Raw genomic sequence first — 24,913 nt, 5'->3', positions numbered from 1 at the left:
AGTGGGCAAGCGCAGATGGTGGGTTCCCGTGCTGACCGCGATCGCGGTCACGGGCACCCTGTCGATACCGCCGACGGCGGTGGGCAGCGATTCGACGTCGGCGGCCGATCCGGCCGACGAACCGATCACCGACCCGATACCCGAGAAACCGATCCAATCCCGCCTCGGTCTGGTCCTCGATGAATACGCGCAGCTTCCGGAATCCGAGGCGACGCCGCCGGCCACCGACCCCCGGCTGATCCGCCACAATCGGATCAACTTCGTCGGCGAGGTCCCCGACGGCTCCGGACGGGAGTACATCCCCGACCTCAACGGTCCGCTCTATCTCCTCGACGGCGGGGACCAGCACGTCTATCTCGACTTCGCCGCCGAGTTCGAGCACTTCTTCTCGGGCCGGGGCATGGGCAGTGGTTTCGGGTTCGTCACCTTCCACCCAGAGTTCGCCGAGAACGGCCGTTTCTACACCACGCACACCGAGGACGAGACGGCGATCGAGAACGAGGAGCCGACCTACCCGAATCAGCCGGATTCGGTCGTGCAGAGCGTGATCACCGAGTGGACCGCCGACGATCCGAGCGCCGATGTGTTCAGCGGTAGCAGCCGGGAGATCTTCCGCTACGGCTTCTCCACCTATATCCACGCGATCCAGCAGATCGACTTCAACCCGACCGCACGGTCCGGCGACGAGGACTACGGTTTGCTCTACCTCGCGGTCGGCGACGGCGGCATCGGCGTGCGCTCGGATGCGCCGCAGGAACTGGACAACCCGGCGGGCAAGATCCTGCGCATCGACCCGGCGGGCACCGACGGCCCCAACGGGAATTACGGGATCCCGCCGAGCAACCCCTTCGTCGACACGCCCGACGCGCTCGGCGAGATCTACGCGCTGGGCATGCGGGATCCGCACCGCTTCACCTGGGATCCGGAACGCGACAACGCCATGTACCTCGGCCACATCGGTCAGCACGCGGTCGAGGCGGTCTACGAGGTCGAGGCGGGCGACAACCTCGGTTGGAGCGAGCGCGAGGGCGACCTGCAGTACCGCCGGGAGGACGGCTGCTACCTCTACCCGTTGCCGGAGGACGACGCGGAGTACGACTACGTGTACCCCGTTGCGGCCTACGACCACGACCCGCCCGCGAACTGGCCGTGTGATTCCGACAGCGGCCACGCCATCTCCGGTGGCCAGGTGTATCGCGGCGAGTTGGCCGAGTTGCGCGGCAAGTACATCTTCGGCGATCTGGTCGACGGCAAGGTGTTCTACACCGAGGTCGAAGAGATGCGGCGGGGCCAGACACGTGCGCCGCTGCACGAACTGCAGCTGTTCGACACCGAGGGCACCCGGCTGCGGATGAGCGACTTCGTCGGCGAGGGCCGGGTCGACCTGCGATTCGGCATCGACTCGGATCGCGAGCTCTACCTGCTGGCCAAGTCCAACGGCAAGATCTGGCGGGTCGTCGACACCAAACGCGGCGCCGGGTCGGAGGTGACCCGCAAGGTCGAACGCAATCTGGTCGCCCACTACGACTTCGAGAACCCCTTCGCGGTGGACGGTTCCTACGAGGCCGATCTCGGCTCGTCCAACACCCTGCTGAGTCTGATCAACGGCGAGACGGACATGCGGGTCGCCGACGGGGCGTTCCCCGGCAGCAACAACGCGCTGCAAGTGCAGCAGATCGCGCCGGAGGAGAACGGCAACGACGACTGGAAGGCCGGGATCTTCGACGAAGACGGCGTGGAGTCCTTCGAGGCGTTCAACGGCGTCGAGGGGACGACGGTGATGGGCTGGTTCAAGATGACCGGCGAGAACCCGAGTCCCAACTCCAACACCGAGGACCCCGACGACTATTACAACGCCGTCGGACTGGCGGGCATCCTGAGCGGAAGCTCCGACGGGCACGAGGTCCGGGCCCTGTTGGAGCTGATCCAGGTCGACGGTGAGCTGCGGTTGGTGGCGTTGGGCCGCCGCATCGACGGCGCGGCCTCCCAGACCTTCGCCGCGCAGCAGGACTGGCAGGAGCTGCTCCCGCAGAACGAATGGGTGCACCTGGCGGCGACCTTCGACTACACCACGGGCGAGATGGCGCTCTACCGCAACGGCGAGTCGATTCCGGGCTTCTACACCCGGTCCGACGACCCATGGGAGGTCGATGGTTCCGGCACGTCCGCCACCGATCCGAAGGGGATCAAGATCGGCGGCAGCTTCCCGCAGAACGATCGGGAGGCCAATCCCTGCAACTGCCGGATGGATTCCCTGATGTTCCTGGACACCGCTGCGGCACCGAGCACGATCAGCCAGCAGTATCACCGGTTCCTCCGCCGGTGAGCGGCTACCACTGATCGCCCCGGGGTCCGTCCACTATGCCGGCCGGACCCCGGGGACACCGCTCGTCGACATGATCTTGGCCGGCACCTTCCCGTGCGGATACGGTGATCGAGGCTTCCGGAACGAGCCGAGCCCTCTCCCGAGATGAACCTCGAGATGGGCCTTCGGTGGAAAGCCTCGAACCGAGAGGACACCGCAGTGACGGCATCGAACAATCGTGCGGGACGACACCTCCTTGATCCCGAGTCCGCGGCGCTGCTGCGGCTCAACGGCTCGTCGTTCTACCGACTCCTACAGACCTGCGCGCCCCAGGCGCTGCCGGAGATATCCGTCCCCATCGCCCCGGACGAAGCACAGCTGCCGCACGGCACCACCGTGGTGGCGATGCACTACCGCGACGGCGTGGTGATGGCCGCCGATCGGCGTGCCACGATGGGAAACCTCATCGCCCAGCGCGACCTCCGCAAACTCGAGCCCGCCGACAGTCACTCCGGTATCGCCTTCGCGGGCACGGTCGGCACGGCGATGCGCCTGGTGTCGCTGTTCCAACTCGAACTGCTGCACTACGAGAAGATCGAAGGTGTGGCGCTCAGCTTCCCGGCGAAGGTCAACCGGGTCTCGACCCTGATCCGAGGCAACCTGGGCCCGGCCCGACAGGGGCTGGCGGTGATCCCGCTGTTCGCCGGATGGGACGACCACGCGGGCGCCGCCCGGGTCTTCACCTTCGATATCGGCGGTTCGGCCTCGGAGCAACGGGAGTACGGCGGTGCGGGCTCCGGTAGCACCTTCGCTCTCGGTTCGTTGAAGAAGCTGTACCGGCCGGAGCTGACCCGGAGCGAGGCGATCCGCATCGTGTTGACGGCTCTGACCGACGCGGCCGATGAGGACACCGCCACCGGTGGACCGCAGGCGCCCGGGCACCTGCTGCCGCTCGTGTCCTGCATCGACGAAAGCGGGTACGCGGCGGTTCCCACCGAGGAGATCGCCGCCGAGCTCGTGGCGGCCGACTGACCGGTACACCCGATCGGGGTGTTCGTGATCACCATGCTTGACCTCAACCTTTGATGAGGTTACAGGCTGGTGTCATGAACGCACCACCGAGGACCGACTACGGTCACGAAGACCTGCTCGCGCTGCTGACTCTGATGACGGGCGACGAGAAACACGAACCCAGCGCCACCTCCACGTTGGAGACGATCTGGGTGCTCTACGACCGGATTCTCCGCGTCGACCCCGCGCGCGTCGACGACCCAGGTCGTGACAGGTTCCTGCTGTCCAAGGGCCACGGACCGATGGCCTACTACGCGGTGTTGGCCGCGAAGGGGTTCCTGACCACCGACCAACTGCGTGGCTTCGGCGGCTTCGACTCGCCGCTGGGTTATCACCCGGACCGCACCCTGGTGCCCGGCGTCGAGATCGGCTCCGGCTCCCTCGGCCACGGCCTGGGCTTGGCCGTCGGCACCGCATTGGGACTGCGCGCCACCGGACACGACGATGCCGCCGTGGTGGTGCTCGTCGGCGATGCCGAACTGGAGGAGGGCAGCAATCTCGAGGCCATTCAATACGCCGGACGCGCTCGGCTCGACAGGCTGACGACCGTGGTGATCGACAACTCCTCCGCCTCATTGGGCTGGCCCGGCGGGATCGCGGCCCGTTTCGCGCTCGAGGGCTGGTCGACGGTGGAGGTCGATGGCCGCGATCTCGACAAGCTCGAACAGGCCTTCACCTCGGCGCCGGGCGACCGCCCGCACGCCGTCATCGCCCACGTCGAGCCGAAGGAACGCTGATGACGAGCACGATGGACAACGAGACGATCACTTCCGGGGAGAACCAGCGCGACCGGTTCTACCGAATCCTTCCCCAACTGCTCGCCGAGGACGATCGGCTGGCCGCCGTGCTCGCCGAGATCGGCGCGTCCTATGTGGACTCGGCGGCGGCACGGGCGGTGTCGGACCGGCTGATCAACGTCGGGATCCGCGAGCAGCTGTTGATCGGCGTCGCGGGTGGTCTCGCGCTGACCGGCCTGCGGCCGATCGCCCACACCTTCGCGCCGTTCTTGATCGAGCGACCGTTCGAACAGGTCAAACTCGACCTCGGACACCAGGGGGTCGGCGCGGTACTGGTCAGTGCGGGTGGCTCCTACGACTGGCCGGAGGGCGGTGAGACCCATTTCGGCTATCGCGACGTCGCACTGCTGGACACCCTGCAGGACTGGACGGTGCACGTTCCAGGGCACCCCGACGAGGCCGAGGCACTGCTGCGCACCTCGGTGCGCGGTGACGGACGGGTCTACGTCCGGTTGGGCGGGGACGCGAACAGCAGGCCGCTGGCGGGGCGGGACGGCCGCATGCAGGTGTTACGGCGTGGCACACGGGGGACCGTGATCGCGGTGGGCCCGATGGCGGACCGCACCGTCGCCGCGACGGAGGGCCTCGACGTCACCGTGCTCTACGCCGCCACGATCAGGCCGTTCGACGGCGAGACGCTGCGCGCCACCCTCGACGCTCCGGAGGTCGTGCTGGTCGAGCCCTATCTCCGGGGAACCTCGATCGCCGAGGTAACCCGGTCGTTGGCCGGGATCCGGCACCGCGTGTCAGGACTAGGCATCGGCCCCGCGGAAGCACGGCGTTACGGCACCCGAGCCGAGCACGATGTCCTGCACGGAATCGACGAGGCGGGACTGCGCAGACAGATCACCGATTTCCTCGATGCGGCAGGCTGACGGTGCTCCGGTGCCGACGGGGTGGGTCGAGTGCCTCGGCGACACCCCGGCCCGGCACCGGACCGCGTTCAGCCGCGACTGTCCGTCGGGGTCAGCACGATCACCGCCAGCGGGCGCTTGAGGGTCTTGGCATAGCGGCGGTACAGGTCCCGGTTGACCCGGTTGACGATGTCCCACAGCCTCGTGTGATCGGTGTCCTCGGGCAGCACCTCGCGGGAGGTCACGGCGACGCGGCGGCGGCCGACCAGGACCTCGGCCGGTCCCCCGGCCCGCAGGTTGTGCAGCCACCCCGGCAGCCGTTCCGTGCCCCAGTTCGAGGCCACCACGAGGTAATCGGCGCCGTCCGTGCCGTACACCAGCGCGGAGGTCCTGGACTTGCCGCTACGACGTCCCTGGGTGGTCAGCAACAGGGTGGGCCGGATCATGAGTCGATGACCGACCCGGCCGCCGGTGCGTTGGTACACCGTCTGGTGTGCCGAGGCGATCGACCGAAGGAGTCCTTCTGCTTTCACCTACTGAACGGTAGTCGGCTGTGGGTCGGTACGACTCACCCGTCCGGCCCAGTTCGGTGACGACCAGGATCGCTTCCGGGTGCCTCGAAGCGAATCCGGTACGCCACATCAGGATCGATCGGCCACACCCGAGGTCAGGATCGGAACCGGCGGCCGCCTCGACCGGACGGACGTGACCGGTGGTCCTCGAAGAGGTCGACGTCGACGGCAGGCCGCGCTCTATCGCCGCGCTGTAGGGCAGCAGGCCAGGTCGAGACGCCGAGTGGTCGATGGCCGCCGGGTCCGGCTCGGCGGGTCCCGCCCGCCAATCGTCCACCGAGGACATGGGGCAAGGCCAACCGCAGCAACCGTGCCTTGCTCAGGGACGCACCCTCCCGCAGCACCCGCGAGCCGAGATGGTCGACGACATCGAGGTACCTACGGTGGATCTCCAACGCCGCGCGGGCGAAGGGCTGGAATCGGGCAGGCACCAGGGAGGTGATCCTGGTCGACTCGAGGTGCAGCTCGCGGGCCCGGGACACCTGGAGTCGTACCAGCGCATCCAGTTCCGGGCCGACGACCCCGCGTCGCACCGTCGCCCGGTCGACCTCGCAGCGCTCCATGTCCTCGGCGGGCAGGTACACGCGGCCCTGCGGCAGGTCTTCCGCGAAATCGCAGAAGATGTCGATGAGCTGGTGCACCTCACCGATCAACGAGGCAAGCCGGTCCAGCTCGGGGCTCGGCGTGCACAGCAGGCGGGCGCCCACCAGAGCGGCCGTCCCGGACACGCCACGCAGGAAGACCCGCAGGTCGTCGAAGGTGGCGAACTCCGCAGCGCCCCGGCTGTCGGCGCGGGTGGCCTCCAGGAATCTGATGAACAGTTCCGGCTCCAGGCCATGGCGCCGGGTGGTGTCGATCAAGGCGCGTCGCAGGGGATGTCGGCTCTCGCCCCGGCGTAGCTCGGAGACCGCAGCCGCCGACCAGTGCCGAAAGGCGCGCTCGCGCATTCGAGGGTCGCCGACATCGGCCACTCGGTCGCTGGCGGCGAAGAAGGCCACCACCGCATGCACCTGGGGGCGGATAGCGGGCGGCAGCAGCAACCGGGCCGCGAGGTAGGTGGGCCGGTGCGTGGCATGCAACCGTCGACACAGCGCATAGGAGTCCCGGAGAAGCGGGTCGAGTCTTCTCGTCGGTGCCGCATGCAACGCCATGGTCGTCTGACCTCGCCGGGGTGTCGGTGCTGCGGGGAGCGGGCTTCTCGCGAAGGCGACGAGAGGACGATCCGCCATGGTCGACCTTCCGCCGATTTCGCGGCAGACCGACCACTCACAGCACGATGCTGCGGGCCATCGATCCATCATCGCCGCCCGCACCGAGGAATCCACCGATCCGGGCTCGATAACTGCGGGGATCACCACCGGAGCCCGAATAGCCGAGGACTCCGGATACCGTGCCTGCACTGGCGCGTGCACCTCGGCCTCTTGCGGCCGAGAGACCCAGCGAAAGAGCTTGCACGATACGGCGAACGACCCGGCTCAAGGCTACTGAGGCGGGCAGTTCCCTGCCATCACACGATCGATCACCATCCGAGCTGGTTGCCGCCGACGGCGCCGACCTGCCTGCGATAACCGGTGGACTCCGGACATCGGCGGCGGACAGAGTGAACAGATGCACACGACCACCGAGTTCATCGAGACGCTGCATCGCGAGGGGGAACGCTTCGCGGACACCGCAGAGCACGTCGATCTCACCGCGCCCGTGCCCGGCTGTCCTGCCTGGTCGGTGCGTGACCTCGTCTTGCATCTGGGTGCGGTCCATCGGTGGGCTACCGGCTATGTGGTCGAGGGCAGGACACAGCCCGAGCCCATTGCCGAGGCTCCGGCACTGGAGGACACCGAACTGGCCCCGTGGTTACGCGACGGCCATGCTCGCCTGGTGGCGGCCCTGACCGAGGCGCCCGCCGAGCTGGACTGCTGGACCTTCCTACCCACGGGGGTGGAGCCACTGGAGTTCTGGGCGCGCAGGCAGGCTTACGAGACCTCGGTGCACCGGGTCGACATCGAGGCCGCAAGCGGTCTCGCGCTGTCCCCGATGGCCCCTGAGTTCGCCTCGGGCGGCATCGACGAGTTCCTCCGTGGATTCCAGGCGCGCCCGAGTAGCCCGGTGCGTACCGAGACACCGAAGACGCTGCGGATCCTGCCCACCGACGTGCCCGCTGCGGGTTGGACGGTGTCGTTGTCGGCGGACAAGCCGCCGCGCACCGAGCGGACCAGGGATGGGCAGCCCGCCGACTGCACCTACACCGGCCCTGCGATGGCGCTGTACCTGGTGTTGTACAACCGGCTTCCGATCGACGCCGTGCAGTGCGGCGGTGACGTATCGCTGGCGCAACGCTGGCGGGATCTCACCAGTAGCTGATCGGCTTCCAGCACGCGGCTGCGTCAGCACGGATAGGCGCGATCGCACCCTCCGGACGCGGTCGGAACTCGGCGTATATCGGCCGCGTCCGGCGAGGCGAGAGCGTGCTTGCTGGACTCGCCGCACCGAGCCGCACGGCCCACTGGATAGCGGTGGATCGGGGCGACGGTGCTCGACCAGGCAGGCGGCACGCCTGTCCGGCCGTCTGCGGCTCGCGGCGGCATACCGAAGCCGATCAAGGAGATGCGAGCACGCCGGGGTCGGCATTCGCGTCGTCGAATCCTCTTCGACGCCGAACCCTTCCGCCCCGGGGGACGGATGACGTATCTTCCTGAAACCTGATCGCCTGTTCACATATGTAGGCAGTGTCGCCACCTATGAGAAGTGCGAGGTCCCATGTTCGACATCAGTCTCGCCTCGGTCACCACTCCCCTGCGCCGATCACCCCGCCGGTCCGTACGCCGTCCAGAACGCCCTGCACCGATGTGATCGCGCCCCAGCGGTCGAGCCGGTCGCCGCGCTAGAGCGATCCGGCTCCCGTCGAGGGCCCCGGAACGTCTCGCGGCGACCCCGCCACACCGGAGCACTCGAGAACCGAGTCCGTCCGCGGCTCGGCACCCGTCTCCTCGATCGGGCGACGGTCGACTTCGGCCGGGCCACGACGCGGCGACCCACGAACCCGTACGCGGTTCCGAGGCACCCCTTCTCGGGACGACGCACCGGTTTCCATCGACGTCACCACTGGTGCGCAGCACGTTCTCGGCGTGAAGCGCACCGAGACCTCGCCAGCGCCGCCTGATCCGCGGTGAACGGGAAGTAGAGGCACCGATGCTGAAGCGACGCGACGCCCTGCGAATACTGGGTCTGAGCGCGGTGTTGGGTTCGGGCTCCCTGGGGCTCGCAGGCTGTGGCAGCTCCGGCGACGGGGCGAACGGGCCGCTGCGGGTGGCCCTGGTCAACCACGTCTGGACCAGCGCGATCCGCGAGCGCATCGCCGAGTTCGAGGACCTGACCGGGCGACGGGTCCTCGTCTCGACGATGACCTCCGATCAGCTGTCGAGCACCTACAACGTCAAGCTCAACGCCAGCGCGCCCGACCTCGACGTGATGATGTACCGCCCGTTGCAGGAGCAGTTGTTGTTCGCCCGCAACGGTTGGCTGACCGAGTTCAACGATCTCGTCGCCGACGACAGCGAGTACGACTGGGCCGACGTCCAAGACGGCCCGAAGGACCGGGTGACGATCGACGGCCGGATCTTCGGCGTACCGATCATCACCGAACGACCGACGCTGTACTACCGGCGCGACCTGGTGGACGCGCCGCCGACCACGCTGGAGGAGATGTACGAGACGGCCCGCAGGCTGCACTCGCCGGATACCGGCTTGCACGGCTTCACCGGTCGAGGCCAACGCGCGGGTGCGGTCAGCATGTTCTCCAGCTATCTCTATTCCCACGGCGCGGACTTCATCGTCGACGGTCGGTCCGGGGTCGGCTCGCCGGAGGCACTTGCCGCCTACGAGTACTACGGCAGGTTGCTGCGGGAGGCGGGTCCGATCGGTGCGACCAACATGACGTTGGAGCAGATCACCCCGATCTTCGCGCAGGGCAAGGCGGTCTTCGCCATCGACGCCGACGCCGTCTACCAGAACTTCATCGACCCGGCGACCTCGACGGTCGGCGACCGCACCGGGTTCGCCGCCTTCCCGGCGGGCCCGGCGGGGTCCCGCCCCTTCAACATCGCGTCCTGGGGGTTGACCATCAACGCGTTCTCCGAACGGCGCGACATCGCCTGGGAGTTCATCCGCTGGGCTAGCGGTCCCGAGATGACCCTGCGGTTACAGAACGAGGGCGTGCCCAGCGCCCGGACGTCGGCGTGGGCGGACGAGGCGAGTCTGACCGCGTTCCCGCCGGATCTGGCCGAGTCGATGGCCGCCGGGATCGAGACCGGCGTCGGCGCCGATCGCCCGGATGTCGTCCAGGTCGGTCGGGCCCGCGACATCGTGGGGCGGCCGATCGTCGCAAGCATCCTCGGTGACGATGTCGCCGCCTCGGCCCGCGACGCCTCCGAGGAATTCGACGAGTTCCTGGTCCGCGACGCTCGACAAAGGCAGCTCTGACATGGCAGTACACACACTGGAGCAGGAGAACCGTCGTCTCAAGTGGATGATGCTCGCGCCTGCGTTGCTGTTCATCGGCGTGATGATCGTCTTCCCGATCCTCTACACCGGTTATCTGAGTCTGACCGACGCCTTCGGGGCGGTGAACGCGGACAGCTCGTTCATCGGGCTGTTGAACTTCAGCGACGCCCTCGGTGATCTGCGGCGATTCTGGCCCGCGGTGTGGCGGACCCTCGTCTTCACCGTGGCCGCCGTCGCGCTCGAACTCACCCTCGGGCTGGCCCTGGCGATGTTGTTGCGCAAGCCGTTCCGGGGGATGCGCTGGGTGCGGACCATCATGATGGTGCCGCTGCTGGCGACGCCGGTCGCGGTGGGCGTGTTGTGGCTGCTCATCCTCGACCCGACCACCGGCATCGCCAATTACCTGCTCGGGTTGGTCGGCATCCCGCCGCAGCCGTTCCTCGGTTCCGTAGCGCAATCGCTGCCCACGCTGATCCTGATCGACGTGTGGCAGTGGACCCCGATGATGACCCTGCTGTTGTTGGCCGGGCTCAGCACGCTGCCGGGCGAGCCGATCGAGGCGGCGTTGGTCGACGGGGCGTCGGCCTGGCAACGATTCCGGCACGTCACGCTGCCGATGCTGACCACGGCGATCGTCACCGCGTTGGTCCTGCGCAGTGTGGACGCGTTGAAGACCTTCGACCTGATCTACGCCACCAAGGGCCCGGGTGGTGGTTCCAGCCACGAGGCCGAGACGCTCAACGTCTACGCCTACGGTCTGACCTTCGACTACCAGGAGTACGGCCTGGCCGCCTCGGTGTTGGTCGTGTTCACCGTGCTGATCATCTTCATCGTCGTCGCGCTTCGGCGCCGTTCCGCGAAGGCATCCTCATGACCGCCATGCTGCCGCGATCCGAGTCAGGGTCCATTCCCGCCACCGAGGCCGCCGCGCATCTGCGCCGCCGCAAGCTGCTCACCGGCCTCCGCTTCGCGGCGATCATCCTGGTCAGCGCGGTGTTCGCCACCCCGTTGATCTGGATGGTGCTCGCCGCATTCAAGACGAACGTGCAGATCGGCAACCCCGACGATGCGCTGATCTTCAGCCCGACGATGCAGAACTTCCGCAACATCATGGGCGAGGGCATCTTCTTACCCGCCATGGTGAACTCCGCCGTGGTCGGCCTGGTCTCGACGGTGCTCTCGGCCATCATCGCGGTACCCGCAGCGTGGGCCATCGGTCGGTTCGGCATGCACCGGGCCGGGAACTGGGTGTTGATCGCCCGCATCATCCCCGCCATCTCGCTCCTGGTGCCCTGGTACTACCTGTTCGCCCGGCTGGAACTCGTCGGCGGCTACACCGTTCTGGTGCTCAGCCACATGTTCGTCTCGGTGCCCTTGATCACCTGGATCATGATCGGCTTCTTCGCCAATCTGCCGACCGAGCTGGAGGAGGCCGGCCGCGTCGACGGGCTGTCCGCCTTCGGCGCCTTCCGTCGGATCTCCCTGCCCCTGGCCGCGCCGGGGACCGCGACGGCATGCGTGTTGGCGTTGGTGTTCAGCTGGAACAACTTCATCTTCGCCCTGATCCTGTCCGACGAGTCGACCAAGACCCTGCCGGTGGCGCTGTTCAACTTCATCTCCTACGCCAGTGTGGACTGGGGCGGTCTGATGGCGGCCTCGACGCTGATGAGCGTGCCGGTCATCCTCGCCGCCGTCTTCGGCCAGCGTTATCTGGTGGCCGGGCTGACCGCCGGAGCCACCAAGGGCTGAGCCCGCACGCCGGGCGACGGGCCCGGGCTGGAACAACCGGTCTCCCACGAAAGGAAGCACATGCGGATCGCCAACGCCGAGGTCGTCGTCACGAGCCCCGGTCGCAACTTCGTCACCCTCGAGATCATCACCGAGGACGGGTTGCGCGGGTACGGCGACGGGACGCTCAACGGGCGGGAGCTCGCCGTGGCGAGCTACCTGACCGACCACGTCATCCCGCTGTTGACCGGTCGGGACGCGCATCGGATCGAGGACACCTGGCAGTACCTGCATCGCGGCGCCTACTGGCGGCGCGGTCCCGTGACCATGGCGGCGATCGCCGCCGTCGACGTCGCGTTGTGGGATCTCAAGGCTCAGGTCGCGGGGCTGCCGCTCTACCAGCTTCTCGGTGGCGCCAGTCGCACCGGGATCCGTGCCTACGGTCATTCCAGCGGCCGGGATCTACCGGAGCTGTTCGATTCGGTTCGCGCGAATCTCGAAGCGGGCTACAAGTCGATCCGGATCCAGTCCGCCGTCCCGGGGCTGGGCACCATCTACGGCATCGGTCAGGGCGTCACCACGGGCGGGACCGGTCGCTACGACTACGAGCCTGCGCGCAGGCATCCCGTTCCGTCCGAGGAGGTCTGGGACACCCGGGCGTATCTGCGGCACCTGCCGACGGTCTTCGAGGCGGTGCGCAACGAGTTCGGTCCGGATCTGCCCCTCCTGCACGACGTGCACCATCGGTTGACCCCGATCCAGGCGGCGAAGCTGGGCAAGTCCCTGGAGCCCTACGACCTGTTCTGGATGGAGGACTGCACTCCCGCCGAGAATCAGGAGTCGCTACGGCTGGTCCGGCACCACACCACCACTCCCCTGGCGATCGGCGAGGTGTTCAACTCCACGGTCGACTATCAGACCTTGATCCGCGAACAACTTATCGACTACGTCCGTTCGGCGGTCACCCATACCGGCGGCATCTCCCCGATGCGCAAACTCTTCGACTACGCAGCGCAGTATCAGATCAAGTCCGGCATCCACGGGCCGACCGACATCTCTCCGGTGGGGATGGCCGCAGGCCTGCACCTGGATCTGGCGATTCACAACTTCGGCATCCAGGAGTTCATGCCGCACAGCGAGGAGACGTATCAGGTCTTCCCGCGCTCGTACACCTTCACCGACGGCTACCTGCATCCCGGGGAGACGCCGGGGCTCGGAGTCACGCTGGATCGCAAGGCGGCTGCGGCCTTCCCCTATGAACCCGCCTATCTTCCGGTGAACCGACTCCGGGACGGGACCGTGCACGACTGGTGAGGCCTAGGTCCCTGGCAGGCCGGTCTCAGGCCGGCCTGCCAGGACCGACTGCTCAGCGAGCGTTCCGCCGCAGCACCGCCACGCCGAACACCGCGGCCAATGCCGTACCACCGATTGCGACGAGCAGTCCGATCAGCACGGCGGGGTCGCCGAAGTCGCCCACGAACAGGGCTCGTTCGGCGGCCACGACGTAGCTCAGCGGGTTGACCTGCGAGAGAGTCAGCAGCCAGCCGGGCGCGGAGTCCATCGGCAGCAGCACCCCCGACGTCAACATCAGCGGCAGCGTGACCGTCCCCAACACGGTGTAGAAGGAACCGATGTCGGTCATCAACAATCCCACCGCGAGCGAGGTGGCACCGACGGCCGCGCCGACCAGGGCGATCAGCACCAAGCCGACGAGCACTCCGAGCGGCGAGACCCGCAGGCCGAACGGCAGCACGATGCAGATCATCAGGACGGTCTGCACCAGCAGGGTCGCCACCTGCCGTAACGCCCGACCGAACAACAGGGCCGAGTGGCTGACCGGGGTGGCCATGATGCGTTCGAGCGCACCGGTCTCCCGCTCGAACTGGATGTCGGCGCCCGCGAACGCGGTCCCGAACAGGATCAACATGACGAGCACGCCGGGGATGAACCACAGCCAGGGCGATTCCGCGCCCGTGCCGCTGAGGATCTGACCGGACAGCAGGGGGCCGAACAACGCCACGTACAGGATGGGCTGGGCCAACCCACTGGTCAACGCGATCGGGCTGCGTAGCGCGGGCCGGACGTGATGGGAGAAGACGAGCGCGGTGTCACGAAGGATTTTCAGCATCGGTTCTCCTGCTCTCGGGCGGTTCGGGGGTCGGGGTCGAGACGGGCGGGTTCGGTGACGGTCTGCTCGGTCATGCCGCGTCGTCCTCACGCATGCTCCGGCCGGTGAGCGAGAGATAGACGTCGTCGAGGGTCGGCCGATCGACGCGAACCTCCGTCGGCCGGAGTCCGGCGACGACCAAGGCGTTGACCAGGTCGGCGAGCGCCTCGTGGCCGTGTGAGACCCGGAAACTGGTTGCCGTGCCGTCCACGACCGTGTCGTGCGCGGTGGGCAGTCGGGCCGCGATCTCCGCCGCCTGGCCCGCTGATTGCGCATCGCCCATGCCGATGCGGACCAGATCCCCCGACACCTTGGCCTTGAGTTGGTTCGGCGAGCCATCGGCGATGATCCGGCCGTGGTCGATCACCACCACGCGCTCGGCGGCGAGATCGGCTTCCTCGAGGTAGTGGGTGGTCAGGAACACCGTGGTCTCGGAAGTCTCCCGCAGCCCGGTGATGTGCTCCCACAGGCTGGCCCTGGTCTGCGGGTCCAGTCCGGTGGAGGGCTCGTCCAGGAAGATCAACCGGGGGTCGTGGATCAAGCCGAGCGCGATGTCGAGCCGCCGCCGTTGGCCGCCCGAGAGCGTGCCGACTCCTCGATCGGCGAAGGCGTCCAAGGACAGACGGTTCAACAACTCATCGCACCGCCGCACCGCGTCGCTCTTTCGAAGGCCCTGGTACCGCCCCTGGGTGATCAGCTCCTCGCGGACCCGGAACTCCTCGCTGGTGCCGTGGCCCTGACCGATGTAACCGATTCGGCCTCGGACACCGACGGGGTCGGTCGTCACGTCGCAGCCCGCCACGCGGGCGCTTCCCGACGTCGGCGGAAGCAAGGTGGTGAGCATCCGCAAGGTCGTGCTCTTGCCCGCCCCGTTCGGCCCGAGAAAGGCGACGATCTCGCCCGGCTCGACGTCGAGATCGAGGCCACGGACCGCCTGAACGGTCTCGTGCTTGGTACGGAACTGCCTGGTCAAACCTCGGGTGTGGATCACGCGGCCTCCTGCTCAAATTTGAGTCCCCGCGCAGGGCGGGACCACCGGGTCGGTTCAAAGGTCGGTAGAGGGCGATCTCTCCACCCGCCGTCGGACTCAAACTTGAGTCACTGGTCGGACGCCGGGGGCCGGACTCGATCGGGGCAACAACCTAGCCCACCGCCGCCGCCTTGCACAAATTTGAGTAGACCATCGATGTATACGTCGCACTCGTCAGCCGTAGGCGGCCGATACCGCATGGGGCGCCCCGCACAAAGCGCTTGACGACAACGTCGATGCCGCCTGCCCACCCGCGAATAGACCAACTTACCCAGGCGGCAAATAAAGCGATTCCCCCACATCGCGACCGTCGGACGGAATCGCGTCACGATTCGTATTAGCCCGTCGACACCGAGCGGACCCGTCGAGGCGCCTCGCGCGCAATACCGCACAACCCGACCGGGACTGAGCCGATCACGGACTATCGAGAAGATCGTCACACCCTATCCGGCAGCACGGGATTCGACAACTAGGCGATCTCGGCATCGGGTACAGTCCCAGCCCAGCCGCAACCTGTGGCAACAGTCGCCGATCACGCTGCGCGACGCCATCTCGACAGGAAAGGGCCGGTGGGTCTCCCATGAGCTCCACGCCGACGGAAACGAGGGCTGAAACGATCATGACGAGCCCGAATCCGGCCCGCCGACGAAGCTCTCGAATTCGATTGATCGTCGGATACGCGGCAATTCTCGCCATTCTTCCGTACTTCACCCTCAAACTATTCTGGATAGCCGGTTCCACCGCCGGTATCACCAGCGCCTCCTCGGTGGATCCCGCAGTCATCCAGGGTGGGAATATCGTCACGGCGGCAATGGAGATCATCGCCGCGTTGATCATCATCGCGTTCACCCATGCCTGGGGCGCGCGGATACCGGTATTCCTGGTCCTCGCGCCGACCTGGGTGGGAACGGGCCTGCTGGCGCCGTTCGTCATCACCGGCCCGGTCGTCGCGGTATCGGTCCTGACCGGATCCGCGAGCGTGGGTGACGACTCCCTCGCGGCCTGGGTCGGCCCGCTGGTCTACGTCGGATTCGGCGCCCAGGCGATCGGCATCGCCGCCTCGTTCGTGCTCTACGCGCGCGACCGGTGGCCGCACGTACTCACCGGACGCGTGCGGGAACACCCGGTGGGCCCCTATCAACCGGTGATCGCCGTGTTCGTCCGGCTGGCCACCGTGTTGCTCGCCGTGGTGGCCGCAGTGCGACTGCCCTGGGCCTTGGGGGCGACGTGGGGGTTGTCGCCACAGCTGATCGAGAGCCGAGGGATCGCGGAGCGGCTCGCGGACGCGGGCACCGCGTTGTTCGCGGTCGCGGCGGCGGCAGGTCTGTTCGTCATCGCCTTCCGGCGTCCGCAGCGACAGCGAACCGCGCTACCGCTGGCCCTCGGTTGGATCGGCGGCGGCGCCGTCTTCGGTAACGGCTTGTATCCGATGACGCTGCTGCTGGCAGGCGTCGCGGGCTCCGGCACGAACGCGACCCAGACGGGGTTGGTGCCCTTCGTCGATCTGCTCCAGATCATGACCGGGGTGATGATCGCGGTGACCGGCGCCTTCCTGCTCGCCGAATTGAACGCACCGACCGCCAAGCAGCAGGACTGACGCCGAACGCGGCATCCGCGACCTCGCCCGGCCGCCACCGCCCCACCGGGGCGACCGGCTACGCCGGGCGAGGTTCGTCGTCCGCCAGGCGATAGTCGCCACGCTCAAGCCGCTGAAGAAGCAATCTGGTCCATTCGGCGTCGCCCTGCGCGGTGTGCGCCCGCAGGACGGTCAGCTCCCGCAGGTGCGCGTGGCGGTCGAGCTGTCTTCGCTGTTCGAGGTTGCCGCGCAGCTCCTCGGCGTTGCTCTCCAACGCGGCCAACCGTTCCCGGAACAGACCGACGAGCTCGGCACGCTCCAACGCGGGCATCAGGGCCAGGCCTGCGGCCAGCACGTCCGGCCGGTGGTCGGCGCGGCGCAGCGCATCGCGAAGCAGACGGAAGAACTCCGTCTCCCCCGCCTCGGTCAGCTGGTAATCGGTACGTCCCGGCCACTCGTCGTGGGTGGTGGCTTCGAGCAATCCGAGCTTCGCGAGTTGGCGGAGTCCGTGGTAGATCGAACCCCACTTGATGTTGATCCAACCCTCGGCCTCCCAGGAGGCCAACTCGGTGTGCAGCAGATAGCCGTGCGCCGTTCCGAGTCCTCGCACCACACCGAGGACCAGCAGCCGCGTTGCCGACATCGTCTCCCTATCGGCCGTATAACCCGTCGCGGACAGGCTAGACCAGCGCTGATTCCGTCATTGCGAGGGCAACGACCACCGGGGCGGACACCGTGCTGCCCGCCCCGTACTCCGAAAGGACGAGCTCAGCGGCCGCGACGGCTCTGATGCTGCGCTCGCGCGACCACGTGATCCACGAAGCCGTACTCCAACGCCTCCTGCGCGGTGAACCACCGGTCGCGATCGGAGTCCTTGGTGATGCGCTCCACCGTCTGCCCGGTCTGCTCGGCGATCAACTCGGCCATCTGCAGCTTCGTCTTCGCGTAGACCTCGGCGCGGATAGCGACGTCGGAGGCCGACCCCCCGATACCCGCAGAGGGCTGGTGCATCAGCACGCGAGCGTGGGACAGGATGTGCCGCTTACCCGGCTGCCCGGAGGAGAGCAGGAACTGCCCCATCGAGGCCGCGAAGCCCATCGCGAAGGTCGCGACGTCGGGCTCGATCAGCTGCATGGTGTCGTAGATCGCCATGCCCGCCGAGACGGAGCCGCCCGGCGAGTTGATGTACAGGGTGATGTCCTTGTCCGGGTCCTCGGCGGCCAACAGCAACAGTTGAGCGGTGATCCGGTTGGCGATCTCGTCGTTGACCTCGGATCCGAGGAAGATGATCCGTTCCTGGAGAAGTCGTTCGAACACCGAGTCGCTCAGGTTGAGCCCGGTTCCGGCATGCATCTCGGCCGTCATAGTCCTCTGCTTCCTCTTCCCCACATCGCTGACGATCGCACCACGTTCGAACTCGGCCGTTAGCTGGCCTCGGTGTCCCACCAGCTTGCCAGGGTTCCCGATAACGTCCGATTCCAAGGCCGATGATCGCAGAAGATCGGCGCCGACGTTCGGGCGGCAACGCACAGCCACCGACGAGGCCACTTCGCCGGACGGCGCTCGTCGCTCGGTAGACGCTTCCAGCTGATCCGGACCGGGCCGGGACACGACCCGCCACTCGACGTCGCCGCTGGGATCGCCGATCACGCCGGCATCGAACGGATCGGAGTCGCCTTCGCCGCAGCACACAGCGCGTCCCGGCAGGCCCGCACCGCCGGATGGGCACCACTGCCCCGCCGGGCGGCGGTGAACAGTCGTCGTCTGCCCCAGGGTTGCGGCAGCGGGTACAGCGGCACCGTGGGTTCGCGTGCGGCCCACACCAGGTCGGAGATCAAGGCGACGCCGTGGCCCTGTTCGACGAATCGCAGACAGGTCAGCGCGTCCGCCGTCACGATCCGCACATCCGGCTCGAAACCCGCATCCCGGCACAGGGCCAACGCCCAGCGCCGAGCGGCGTTCCGTGGCGGCTCCATGATCCACGGCAGGGTGGCCGCCGAGCGCAGCATCGCGGCCGGATCCGCCTCGCCGGGATCTGCGGGCAGCGGGCGCGGTTCGGCGCCCAGGCCGGGCACCGCAGACTCGGTCCCGACGACCTCGGCATCGGTGAAGGTCCGGGGACAGGCCAGCCGGATCACGTCCTCGACGAGATCCTCCTGTTCCACCTCGACCGGTCGAGGCTCCGGATCGTGCGGGTACTCCTCGCCGATCACCAGATCGAAATCCCGGGTGAGCAGGAGCGGGAGGGCCTCCTCCGGCTCGGCCTGGGTGACCTCCACCCGCAGCCGTGGGTGCGCCCGGCGCAGCCCGCTCAAGGCCTCCGGGACCAGGCTGAGCATCGTCGTCTGGAAGGCGGCGATCCGCAGCGTCCCGGTCAGTTCGGTCATCGAGGCGGCCAGCTCGGATTCCGCCCGTTCCAGCCGTTCCAGCACCGCCTCGGTGTGGGCGACGAGGATCTCTCCCTGGGCGGTCAACCGGACCTTGCGCCCCACCTGTTCCCGCAGCGGGACGCCGACCTCCTCCTCCAACCGAGTGAGTTGCTGGGAGATCGCCGATGGCGTGTAGGACAGTGCCTTGGCCACCGCCGCGAGGGTGCCCCGACGGCTGAGCTCGCGCAGCAGCCGCAGCCGATGGAGATCAAGCATGTCTCCCGCCGATCCATTAGCCGAACTAACGTCAAATGCTAAATTCCTTTCACTTTACTGATGGTGCCATCTCCGGCAGCGTGGATGCCGTGTCACGACAGAGAACCCGGTTGAGGCGGCAAGTCCTCACCACCAGCCCCCCGCACGCCGTCGATGAGATCCGGACGGCCCAGCGCCGAGCCCGACCGCAGCGGCGCCCGCACCCCGCGTCGGCCGCCTCGGCGGTGACCTCGTGACCGAGACCCACCTCAGGAACCGGTCCACCGGGCTGCTGTTCGCCGTGGCGGCCGCGCTGACCTTCGGGGCCTCCGGCCCATTGGCCCGCGCGCTCATCGACACCGGGATGGATCCGCTGCACGTCACCTGGCTTCGGGTGGCGGGCGCTGCGTTGTTCCTCGTCCCGGTGGCCATTCGTCGACGCCACATGCTGCGGGCCCGACCGGGACTGCTCCTGGCCTTCGGTGTCTTCCCGATGGCGGGCATCCAGGCGTTCTACTTCGCCTCGCTGGCCCGGATCCCGGTCGCCGTGGCACTGCTCATCGAGTTCCTCGGTCCGGTGTTGGTGTTGGTGTGGTTGCGGGTGGTGCGTCGTACCCCGGTATCGCGGCAGGCCGCCGTCGGCATCGTGCTGGCGGTCGCGGGGCTGACCCTGCTGGTCGAGGTGTTCTCCGGCTCCACCCTCGACCCGATCGGCATCGCGCTCGCGCTGGGTGCGGCGGCCTGTCAGGCCACCTTCTTCATCCTCTCCGACTCGGGGGGCCAGGACGTCGATCCGCCTGCGGTCATCGCCTTCGGGGCGATCGTCGCCAGCGTGGTGCTGCTGCCGATCGCCCAACCCTGGAACCTGCGTTGGGAGCTCGTGACAGGCACGGTCGAGATCAGCGGGATCGCGATGCCCGCGATGATCGCCCTGCTGTGGTTGGCCGGAGTCTCCACCGCACTGGCCTATCTCGCGGGGGTCGCCGCCGTTCGCAGGCTCTCCCCGGCCGTGGCGGGCGCGGTCGGCTACCTGGAGGTGGTGACCGCCATCGTGCTGGCCTGGCTGCTGATCGGCGAGGCACTGAGCCCGATGCAGACCCTCGGCGCGGTGATCGTGCTGGCCGGAGCGTTCATCGCGCAGTTCTCGGTCCCCGGCGACGCCGTCCGGACGGATGCCGAGTCGGTGGACCCGCTGCACTCGGGCGGTTCCACCGAGGAGCAGCCCGCCCCGACCGCGACAACGGCCGGGGCGGCGGACCGGACCGAGGATCAGCCCGGGTTCAAGGCTCGATAGGCGGGTTTGGCGTTGAGCGAGGCGTCGAACAGGCACGCCTCGCCTTCACCGGGGAAGGTGCCGGGAACCCAGGAATGCCGATCGGTGAAGCCCCACACCGTGAACTCCACGCAACGGTCGACCGCAAGGCAGCCGTCCCAGACCCGCTTGTACAACTCGGCCTGTGCGGCGAGTTTGGCCGCATCGGACGGGGTGTCGACGCGGACATCCAGTTCGGTGATCGCCACGTCCACGCCGAGCGCGGCGAAGCGCTCCAGGTTCGGCTGGAACGAGTCGGAGAGCCCGTACTTGGTCGCCAGGTGGGTCTGGAAACCGACGCCGTCGATTGGCACACCCTGCGCGCGTAGATCCTGCACGAGCGCGTAGGTGGCGTCGCTCTTGGCGTTGATGTTCTCGGTGTTGTAGTCGTTGATGTAGAGCTTGACCGACGGATCGGCCTCCCGCGCCCACCGGAACGCATCCGCGATGTAGTCGGGGCCCAGCTGCCGCAGCCAGATGGAGTCGCGCAGCGATCCGTCCTCGTTGAAGACCTCGTTGACGACGTCCCACGCTCGGATGCTGCCGCGATAGCGCGTCACGATCGTGGTGATGTGGTTCTGCAGGATGCCGCGTAGCTCCTCCGCCGAGAAGTCGCCGTTCTGCAACCAGTTGGGCAGCTGGCTGTGCCAGACCAGGGTGTGCCCCCGCACGCTCTGGCCGTTCTGGTCGGCGAACTCCACGATCTGATCCGCGCCCGACCAGTTGTACTGGCCTCGATTCGGCTCGACGCTGGACCACTTCATCTCGTTCTCGGCGGTGACGCTGTCGAACTCGCGGCCGAGGGTGGCTCGGTAGTCGGCCTCGGAGGCCAGCGGCCCCGCCGCCACAGCGCTACCGACGTAACGATCGGTGAGCTCCTTCAAGGGCGGCGGTTGATCGGTCTCCATCCCCTGGGCCGTCGGGACGACGAGGATCGCGGTGGTCGCGGCCAGCAACGTCGAGGCCAGCAGACCGGCGATTCTGCGCCACCGTCGGTGCAGCGTTCCGGTGCCGATGCTCGAACTCATCCGTTTCACTCCTTCGTGAGCCAGACGACGATCGCGCCGCGCTTCGCGACAGTCTGCGCAAGGACGGTGTCTCGACAGCCGTGCATCGGTGCATTCGACTGCCGCAGCCTCGATGTTTCGACAGAAACTCCGATTCTTTCTGGCCACGGTAGGGCTCGACTCGGACGGCACACAAGGTCCGATCGGCGCAGTCGCGCCATGCCGGAGAACCGACGACCGGACTAGCAGGCTGGGTAGACTCCGGCCATGCGCGCGACCACAGACCCCACCGACCCGGCGAAGACTCCGTCCGGCAAGATCACCATCGCGCATATCGCCGAGGAGGCGGGCGTCTCGGTTCCGACTGTTTCGAAGGTGGTCAACGGTCGCGCCGACGTGGCACGGGAGACCCGACGTCGGGTCGAGGCCATCATCCGCAAGTACGACTACCAACGTCGAAGCGACCAGCGCTCCATCAAGGCGAATCTGCTGGATCTGGTCTTCCACGAGCTGGAGAGCGCGTGGGCCATCGAGATCATCCGGGGTGTCGAGCAGGTCGCCAGGGACAACGAGATGTCGGTGGTGCTCTCCGAGTTGGAGGGCAGGCGGACGCCGGGACGAGGCTGGGTGGAGGACGTACTCCAGCGCAGGCCTGCCGCCGTCGTCTCGGTGTTCTCCGATCTCAGCGTCGAACAACAGGCCCGGCTTCGCTCCGGTGGGATTCCGCTCGTCGTGGTCGATCCGGCAGGCGAACCGGCGCCGGATGTCCCCTCGATCGGCGCGACGAACTGGAGTGGCGGTCTCACCGCGACCCGACATCTCCTCGAACTCGGTCATCGACGGATCGCCGTCATCGGCGGGCCGGAGCGGGTGCTGTGCAGCCGGGCACGGGTGGACGGCTATCGCTCCGCGATGGAGACGGCCGGTCTGTCGGTCGACCCGGAACTGATCCGCCATGGCGACTTCCATGTGGAGGCCGGTTATCAGCAGGCCGCCGCGCTACTGGACCAGCCCGATCGCCCGACGGCGGTGTTCGCGGGCAGCGATCTCCAGGCGATGGGCGTCTACCAGGCCGCCAGACAGGCCGGCCTCCGGGTTCCGGAAGACCTCAGCGTGGTCGGTTTCGACGATCTGCCGGTGGCGCAATGGATCGGGCCGCCCTTGACCACCGTGCGTCAACCGCTGGAGGAGATGGCCGCGGCGGGCGCCCGACTCGCGTTGTCCCTGGCCACCGGCGAGGAACCGAGTCACACCCGGATCGAATTGGCCACCAGCCTCGTCGTGCGCGGCAGCACCGCGCCGCCCCGCTCCACGGACTGACGACGCCGGTGCCCGCCACTCGGCCGCCGAGCTAAGGGGAGGCCCGGTTCACCAGAGCACGAGACAGAACGGGTGCCCCACCGGATCGGCGAAGATCCGGAACTCGGTCGCGTCGCTGGGCAGTCGTCGGGCGCCCAGCGCGAGAACCTCGGCCTCGGCCGCATCGAGATCGTCCACCCGGACATCGATGTGCATCTGTTGTGGGGAATTCGGGTCGGGCCAGTTCGGCGCCTGCAACTGCGGAGCACGCTGGAAGGCGATGCCCGGGCGCTCTGCCGAATACCCGATCACGACCCAGTCCGCCTCATCCTGCACGCGCACCATGCCGAGCACCTGCTGGTAGAAGTCCGCCAGTTCGGCGGGCTCGGGGCAGTCGATCACCAGGGCATGCCAACGTCCGATCATGAGATCATCTTCGCGCAGTCGGGTCACGCAGACCACTCGCCACATCGGACACCGATTGTTTTCGAGACCGCCGACCCGCTCCCGACCTTCGAAGCACTGACACTGCTTTAGCCGGTAGAGGGCAAGTTCTCGAGCATCGGCCGGGTACGTTCCCTGGCATCTTGACGGCTCCGCCCGCCTGGAATACGTTCGTGCCAATAGAAAGTTTCGGAACCGATTCGGGTCGCACCGCCGCGATCGGCACCACGCTCGGCGCCACATCGCGCGGCACACCACGGCCCCGCCAACCCAGCCGGTGACCACCACACCGACGGGTGCCTCGCTCATCACCCCACCGATCCGCGCCGCCGACACGGCGCACTGCGCCGACACCACGAGACGGCCTCGATCATCGATCCCCGGGAGGCACCCATGGCCAACTCACGCCGCTTCCGCGCCGCCATCATCGGGACCGGGGGAATCGCCGAGGTCTGCCACGTTCCCGCGCTGCGCGCCGAGGCCGACCGCGTCGAACTGGTCGCCGCCGTCGACGTCGACCCGGGTCGGCTCGCCGATTTCCTGGTACGCACCGACATCCCGATGGGCTACGCCAGCACGGCCGAGATGCTGCGCAGCCAACGGCCGGACCTCGTCCACGTGTGCACCCCGCCCGCGGCCCACGTCGACGCGGTGGTCGCCGCGCTGGAGTCCGGGGCGTGGGTGCTGTTGGAGAAACCGCCCTGTCGATCACTCGCGGAGTTCGACCGGATCACCGCAGCGGAACGACCGGGCGGCCCTTATGCATCCGTGGTGTACCAACACCGTTTCGGCTCGGGGGCACGACATGCGGGCGAGCTGATCGCCAGCGGCGAACTGGGCAGGCCGCTGGTCGCACTCTGTCAGACCACCTGGTATCGAGGTCACGAGTACTTCGAGGTGCCGTGGCGTGGCCGCTGGGCCACCGAGGGCGGCGGGCCCACCCTCGGCCACGGGATCCATCAGTTGGATCTGCTGCTGGCGCTGCTCGGGGAGTGGACCGAGGTGGGCGCGATGATGGGCAGGCTGGATCGGGCCGTGGAGACCGAGGACGTGTCGGTGGCAACGGTCCGCTTCGCCAATGGCGCGTTGGCCAGCATCGTCAACAGTGTGCTGTCGCCGGACGAGGTCAGCAGACTGCGCATCGACCTCACCGAGGCGACCGTGGAGGTCAACCACCTCTACGGACATCGCAATTCCGACTGGCGCTACACCCCGGCGCCATCGATGGTCGACCCGGCTCGGCTTCGACGCTGGTCCACGCCCAGCACCGACGTCCCGAGTTCACACGGTGCCCAGCTGACACTGGTGCTGGACGCGATGGAGCGGCGTGAACGGCCGCCGGTCAGCGGACGGCAGGGGCGCGAGACACTGGAGTTGATCACCGCGTTGTACCGCTCGGCGCTCACCGGCACCACCGTGCGCCGCGATCGGTTACGGCAGGACGATGTCTTCTATCACCGGCTGCACGGCAACATGCCGGGCTGGGCACCCGCCAACGAGTCCCGTCGAGACGACTGGTGAGTTTCTGTATCGACTCCGCGGTTCCGCCGGTAGATATCGATTAGGTCCTTTCGCGATACCGCAGAACGCGGTTCCCGTAGCACTCGGTGAGCAGTGGATCGAGAGCCGC

At 67.7% G+C, this 24,913-nt stretch carries 22 protein-coding genes; 13 read left to right on the top strand and 9 right to left on the bottom strand.

Annotated elements, in window-relative coordinates; all coding sequences use genetic code 11:
* Window position 1 precedes the first annotated feature (1 nt).
* The 4 genes from BKA25_RS11865 (at window position 2) to BKA25_RS11850 (ending at window position 5,048) form a co-directional block, all read left to right on the top strand.
* Window positions 2-2,326, top strand: a complete 2,325-nt coding sequence (locus BKA25_RS11865) for a PQQ-dependent sugar dehydrogenase (protein ID WP_084643058.1) — start codon at window positions 2-4, stop codon at window positions 2,324-2,326.
* Between the two features lie 198 nt (window positions 2,327-2,524).
* Complete coding sequence (gene prcB, locus BKA25_RS11860; protein ID WP_172803799.1) at window positions 2,525-3,337, top strand: proteasome subunit beta; 813 nt, start codon at window positions 2,525-2,527, stop codon at window positions 3,335-3,337.
* Window positions 3,338-3,411: 74 nt separating this feature from the next.
* Window positions 3,412-4,113 carry a thiamine pyrophosphate-binding protein gene (locus BKA25_RS11855; protein WP_069849836.1) on the top strand — a complete coding sequence of 234 codons (702 nt, stop codon included), beginning with the start codon at window positions 3,412-3,414 and terminating at the stop codon, window positions 4,111-4,113.
* A complete protein-coding gene (locus BKA25_RS11850; RefSeq protein WP_069849839.1) occupies window positions 4,113-5,048 on the top strand; it encodes a transketolase family protein in 936 nt (311 codons plus the stop codon). The genes BKA25_RS11855 and BKA25_RS11850 overlap by 1 nt, the downstream gene beginning before the upstream one ends.
* A 68-nt stretch (window positions 5,049-5,116) precedes the next feature.
* Here BKA25_RS11850 and BKA25_RS11845 read toward each other — a convergent pair whose 3' ends face one another.
* Together BKA25_RS11845 and BKA25_RS11840 are read right to left on the bottom strand one after the other, a co-directional pair.
* Entirely contained in the window at window positions 5,117-5,560 is a 444-nt protein-coding gene (locus BKA25_RS11845) for a nitroreductase/quinone reductase family protein (protein WP_069849840.1), read from the bottom strand.
* Between the two features lie 134 nt (window positions 5,561-5,694).
* Window positions 5,695-6,750 carry a phytoene/squalene synthase family protein gene (locus tag BKA25_RS11840; RefSeq protein ID WP_069849842.1) on the bottom strand — a complete coding sequence of 352 codons (1,056 nt, stop codon included), beginning with the start codon at window positions 6,748-6,750 and terminating at the stop codon, window positions 5,695-5,697.
* 457 nt (window positions 6,751-7,207) lie between these two features.
* Here BKA25_RS11840 and BKA25_RS11835 point away from each other — a divergent pair, with 457 nt between their 5' ends.
* From BKA25_RS11835 to manD, 5 genes are all read left to right on the top strand, one after another.
* On the top strand, window positions 7,208-7,957 hold the full coding sequence (locus BKA25_RS11835) for a maleylpyruvate isomerase family mycothiol-dependent enzyme (RefSeq protein ID WP_069849844.1): 750 nt from the start codon (window positions 7,208-7,210) through the stop codon (window positions 7,955-7,957).
* 828 nt (window positions 7,958-8,785) lie between these two features.
* Window positions 8,786-10,075, top strand: coding sequence for an ABC transporter substrate-binding protein (locus tag BKA25_RS11830; RefSeq protein WP_069849846.1), 1,290 nt, complete (start codon window positions 8,786-8,788; stop codon window positions 10,073-10,075).
* Window position 10,076: 1 nt separating this feature from the next.
* A complete protein-coding gene (locus BKA25_RS11825; RefSeq protein ID WP_069849849.1) occupies window positions 10,077-10,970 on the top strand; it encodes a carbohydrate ABC transporter permease in 894 nt (297 codons plus the stop codon).
* The gene (locus tag BKA25_RS11820) at window positions 10,967-11,845 is read left to right on the top strand and encodes a carbohydrate ABC transporter permease (protein WP_069849850.1); all 879 of its coding nucleotides are present in this window, start codon (window positions 10,967-10,969) and stop codon (window positions 11,843-11,845) included. Before BKA25_RS11825 ends, BKA25_RS11820 begins: the two co-directional genes overlap by 4 nt.
* Before the next feature lie 60 nt (window positions 11,846-11,905).
* Complete coding sequence (manD, locus tag BKA25_RS11815) at window positions 11,906-13,138, top strand: D-mannonate dehydratase ManD (RefSeq protein WP_069849852.1); 1,233 nt, start codon at window positions 11,906-11,908, stop codon at window positions 13,136-13,138.
* Window positions 13,139-13,190: 52 nt separating this feature from the next.
* Here manD and BKA25_RS11810 read toward each other — a convergent pair whose 3' ends face one another.
* Both BKA25_RS11810 and BKA25_RS11805 read right to left on the bottom strand, forming a co-directional pair.
* Window positions 13,191-13,952 (bottom strand): ABC transporter permease, encoded by a 762-nt coding sequence (locus BKA25_RS11810; RefSeq protein WP_084643064.1) that lies wholly within the window; start codon window positions 13,950-13,952, stop codon window positions 13,191-13,193.
* A 70-nt stretch (window positions 13,953-14,022) separates the two neighbouring features.
* The gene (locus BKA25_RS11805) at window positions 14,023-14,982 is read right to left on the bottom strand and encodes an ATP-binding cassette domain-containing protein (RefSeq protein WP_069849854.1); all 960 of its coding nucleotides are present in this window, start codon (window positions 14,980-14,982) and stop codon (window positions 14,023-14,025) included.
* Window positions 14,983-15,640: 658 nt separating this feature from the next.
* On the opposite strand from BKA25_RS11805, the gene BKA25_RS11800 reads away from it, so the two are divergent.
* Window positions 15,641-16,618 (top strand): hypothetical protein, encoded by a 978-nt coding sequence (locus BKA25_RS11800; RefSeq protein WP_157421106.1) that lies wholly within the window; start codon window positions 15,641-15,643, stop codon window positions 16,616-16,618.
* 58 nt (window positions 16,619-16,676) lie between these two features.
* On the opposite strand, the gene BKA25_RS11795 is transcribed toward BKA25_RS11800, so the two are convergent.
* From BKA25_RS11795 to BKA25_RS11785, 3 genes are all read right to left on the bottom strand, one after another.
* Window positions 16,677-17,240 carry a PadR family transcriptional regulator gene (locus tag BKA25_RS11795; RefSeq protein ID WP_069849857.1) on the bottom strand — a complete coding sequence of 188 codons (564 nt, stop codon included), beginning with the start codon at window positions 17,238-17,240 and terminating at the stop codon, window positions 16,677-16,679.
* A gap of 125 nt (window positions 17,241-17,365) precedes the next feature.
* Window positions 17,366-17,962: an ATP-dependent Clp protease proteolytic subunit gene (locus BKA25_RS11790; RefSeq protein ID WP_069853747.1), complete on the bottom strand. Its 597-nt coding sequence runs from the start codon at window positions 17,960-17,962 to the stop codon at window positions 17,366-17,368.
* 281 nt (window positions 17,963-18,243) lie between these two features.
* Window positions 18,244-19,242, bottom strand: coding sequence for a LysR substrate-binding domain-containing protein (locus BKA25_RS11785; protein WP_069849859.1), 999 nt, complete (start codon window positions 19,240-19,242; stop codon window positions 18,244-18,246).
* A 232-nt stretch (window positions 19,243-19,474) separates the two neighbouring features.
* On the opposite strand from BKA25_RS11785, the gene BKA25_RS11780 reads away from it, so the two are divergent.
* Window positions 19,475-20,515, top strand: coding sequence for an EamA family transporter (locus tag BKA25_RS11780; RefSeq protein WP_069849861.1), 1,041 nt, complete (start codon window positions 19,475-19,477; stop codon window positions 20,513-20,515).
* Here BKA25_RS11780 and BKA25_RS11775 read toward each other — a convergent pair.
* A complete protein-coding gene (locus BKA25_RS11775; protein ID WP_236750280.1) occupies window positions 20,491-21,561 on the bottom strand; it encodes an endo-1,4-beta-xylanase in 1,071 nt (356 codons plus the stop codon). The two genes, BKA25_RS11780 and BKA25_RS11775, sit on opposite strands and share 25 nt — an antisense overlap.
* A gap of 246 nt (window positions 21,562-21,807) precedes the next feature.
* Between BKA25_RS11775 and BKA25_RS11770 the strand changes: the two genes are divergently transcribed.
* Complete coding sequence (locus BKA25_RS11770) at window positions 21,808-22,860, top strand: LacI family DNA-binding transcriptional regulator (protein WP_069849863.1); 1,053 nt, start codon at window positions 21,808-21,810, stop codon at window positions 22,858-22,860.
* Window positions 22,861-22,908: 48 nt separating this feature from the next.
* On the opposite strand, the gene BKA25_RS11765 is transcribed toward BKA25_RS11770, so the two are convergent.
* Window positions 22,909-23,265, bottom strand: coding sequence for a VOC family protein (locus BKA25_RS11765; protein ID WP_069853749.1), 357 nt, complete (start codon window positions 23,263-23,265; stop codon window positions 22,909-22,911).
* A 411-nt stretch (window positions 23,266-23,676) separates the two neighbouring features.
* On the opposite strand from BKA25_RS11765, the gene BKA25_RS11760 reads away from it, so the two are divergent.
* Complete coding sequence (locus BKA25_RS11760) at window positions 23,677-24,804, top strand: Gfo/Idh/MocA family protein (protein WP_069849865.1); 1,128 nt, start codon at window positions 23,677-23,679, stop codon at window positions 24,802-24,804.
* Window positions 24,805-24,913: the final 109 nt, after the last annotated feature.

The sequence above is a fragment of the Actinoalloteichus hymeniacidonis genome (assembly GCF_014203365.1).
Lineage (GTDB): Bacteria > Actinomycetota > Actinomycetes > Mycobacteriales > Pseudonocardiaceae > Actinoalloteichus_A > Actinoalloteichus_A hymeniacidonis.
Note: the sequence above shows the minus strand (reverse complement) of the source record. Positions and strands in the feature narration are given on the sequence as shown.

What these genes read in the sequence shown, in the direction of transcription:
- BKA25_RS11855 (WP_069849836.1), top strand. Translation starts at nt 3,412, where the DNA reads ATGAACGCACCACCGAGGACCGACTACGGTCACGAAGACCTGCTCGCG.
- BKA25_RS11850 (WP_069849839.1), top strand. Translation starts at nt 4,113, where the DNA reads ATGACGAGCACGATGGACAACGAGACGATCACTTCCGGGGAGAACCAG.
- BKA25_RS11840 (WP_069849842.1), bottom strand. Translation starts at nt 6,750, where the DNA reads ATGGCGTTGCATGCGGCACCGACGAGAAGACTCGACCCGCTTCTCCGG.
- BKA25_RS11835 (WP_069849844.1), top strand. Translation starts at nt 7,208, where the DNA reads ATGCACACGACCACCGAGTTCATCGAGACGCTGCATCGCGAGGGGGAA.
- BKA25_RS11830 (WP_069849846.1), top strand. Translation starts at nt 8,786, where the DNA reads ATGCTGAAGCGACGCGACGCCCTGCGAATACTGGGTCTGAGCGCGGTG.
- BKA25_RS11825 (WP_069849849.1), top strand. Translation starts at nt 10,077, where the DNA reads ATGGCAGTACACACACTGGAGCAGGAGAACCGTCGTCTCAAGTGGATG.
- BKA25_RS11820 (WP_069849850.1), top strand. Translation starts at nt 10,967, where the DNA reads ATGACCGCCATGCTGCCGCGATCCGAGTCAGGGTCCATTCCCGCCACC.
- manD (WP_069849852.1), top strand. Translation starts at nt 11,906, where the DNA reads ATGCGGATCGCCAACGCCGAGGTCGTCGTCACGAGCCCCGGTCGCAAC.
- BKA25_RS11810 (WP_084643064.1), bottom strand. Translation starts at nt 13,952, where the DNA reads ATGCTGAAAATCCTTCGTGACACCGCGCTCGTCTTCTCCCATCACGTC.
- BKA25_RS11800 (WP_157421106.1), top strand. Translation starts at nt 15,641, where the DNA reads ATGACGAGCCCGAATCCGGCCCGCCGACGAAGCTCTCGAATTCGATTG.
- BKA25_RS11795 (WP_069849857.1), bottom strand. Translation starts at nt 17,240, where the DNA reads ATGTCGGCAACGCGGCTGCTGGTCCTCGGTGTGGTGCGAGGACTCGGA.
- BKA25_RS11790 (WP_069853747.1), bottom strand. Translation starts at nt 17,962, where the DNA reads ATGACGGCCGAGATGCATGCCGGAACCGGGCTCAACCTGAGCGACTCG.
- BKA25_RS11785 (WP_069849859.1), bottom strand. Translation starts at nt 19,242, where the DNA reads ATGCTTGATCTCCATCGGCTGCGGCTGCTGCGCGAGCTCAGCCGTCGG.
- BKA25_RS11775 (WP_236750280.1), bottom strand. Translation starts at nt 21,561, where the DNA reads ATGAGTTCGAGCATCGGCACCGGAACGCTGCACCGACGGTGGCGCAGA.
- BKA25_RS11770 (WP_069849863.1), top strand. Translation starts at nt 21,808, where the DNA reads ATGCGCGCGACCACAGACCCCACCGACCCGGCGAAGACTCCGTCCGGC.
- BKA25_RS11765 (WP_069853749.1), bottom strand. Translation starts at nt 23,265, where the DNA reads ATGATCGGACGTTGGCATGCCCTGGTGATCGACTGCCCCGAGCCCGCC.
- BKA25_RS11760 (WP_069849865.1), top strand. Translation starts at nt 23,677, where the DNA reads ATGGCCAACTCACGCCGCTTCCGCGCCGCCATCATCGGGACCGGGGGA.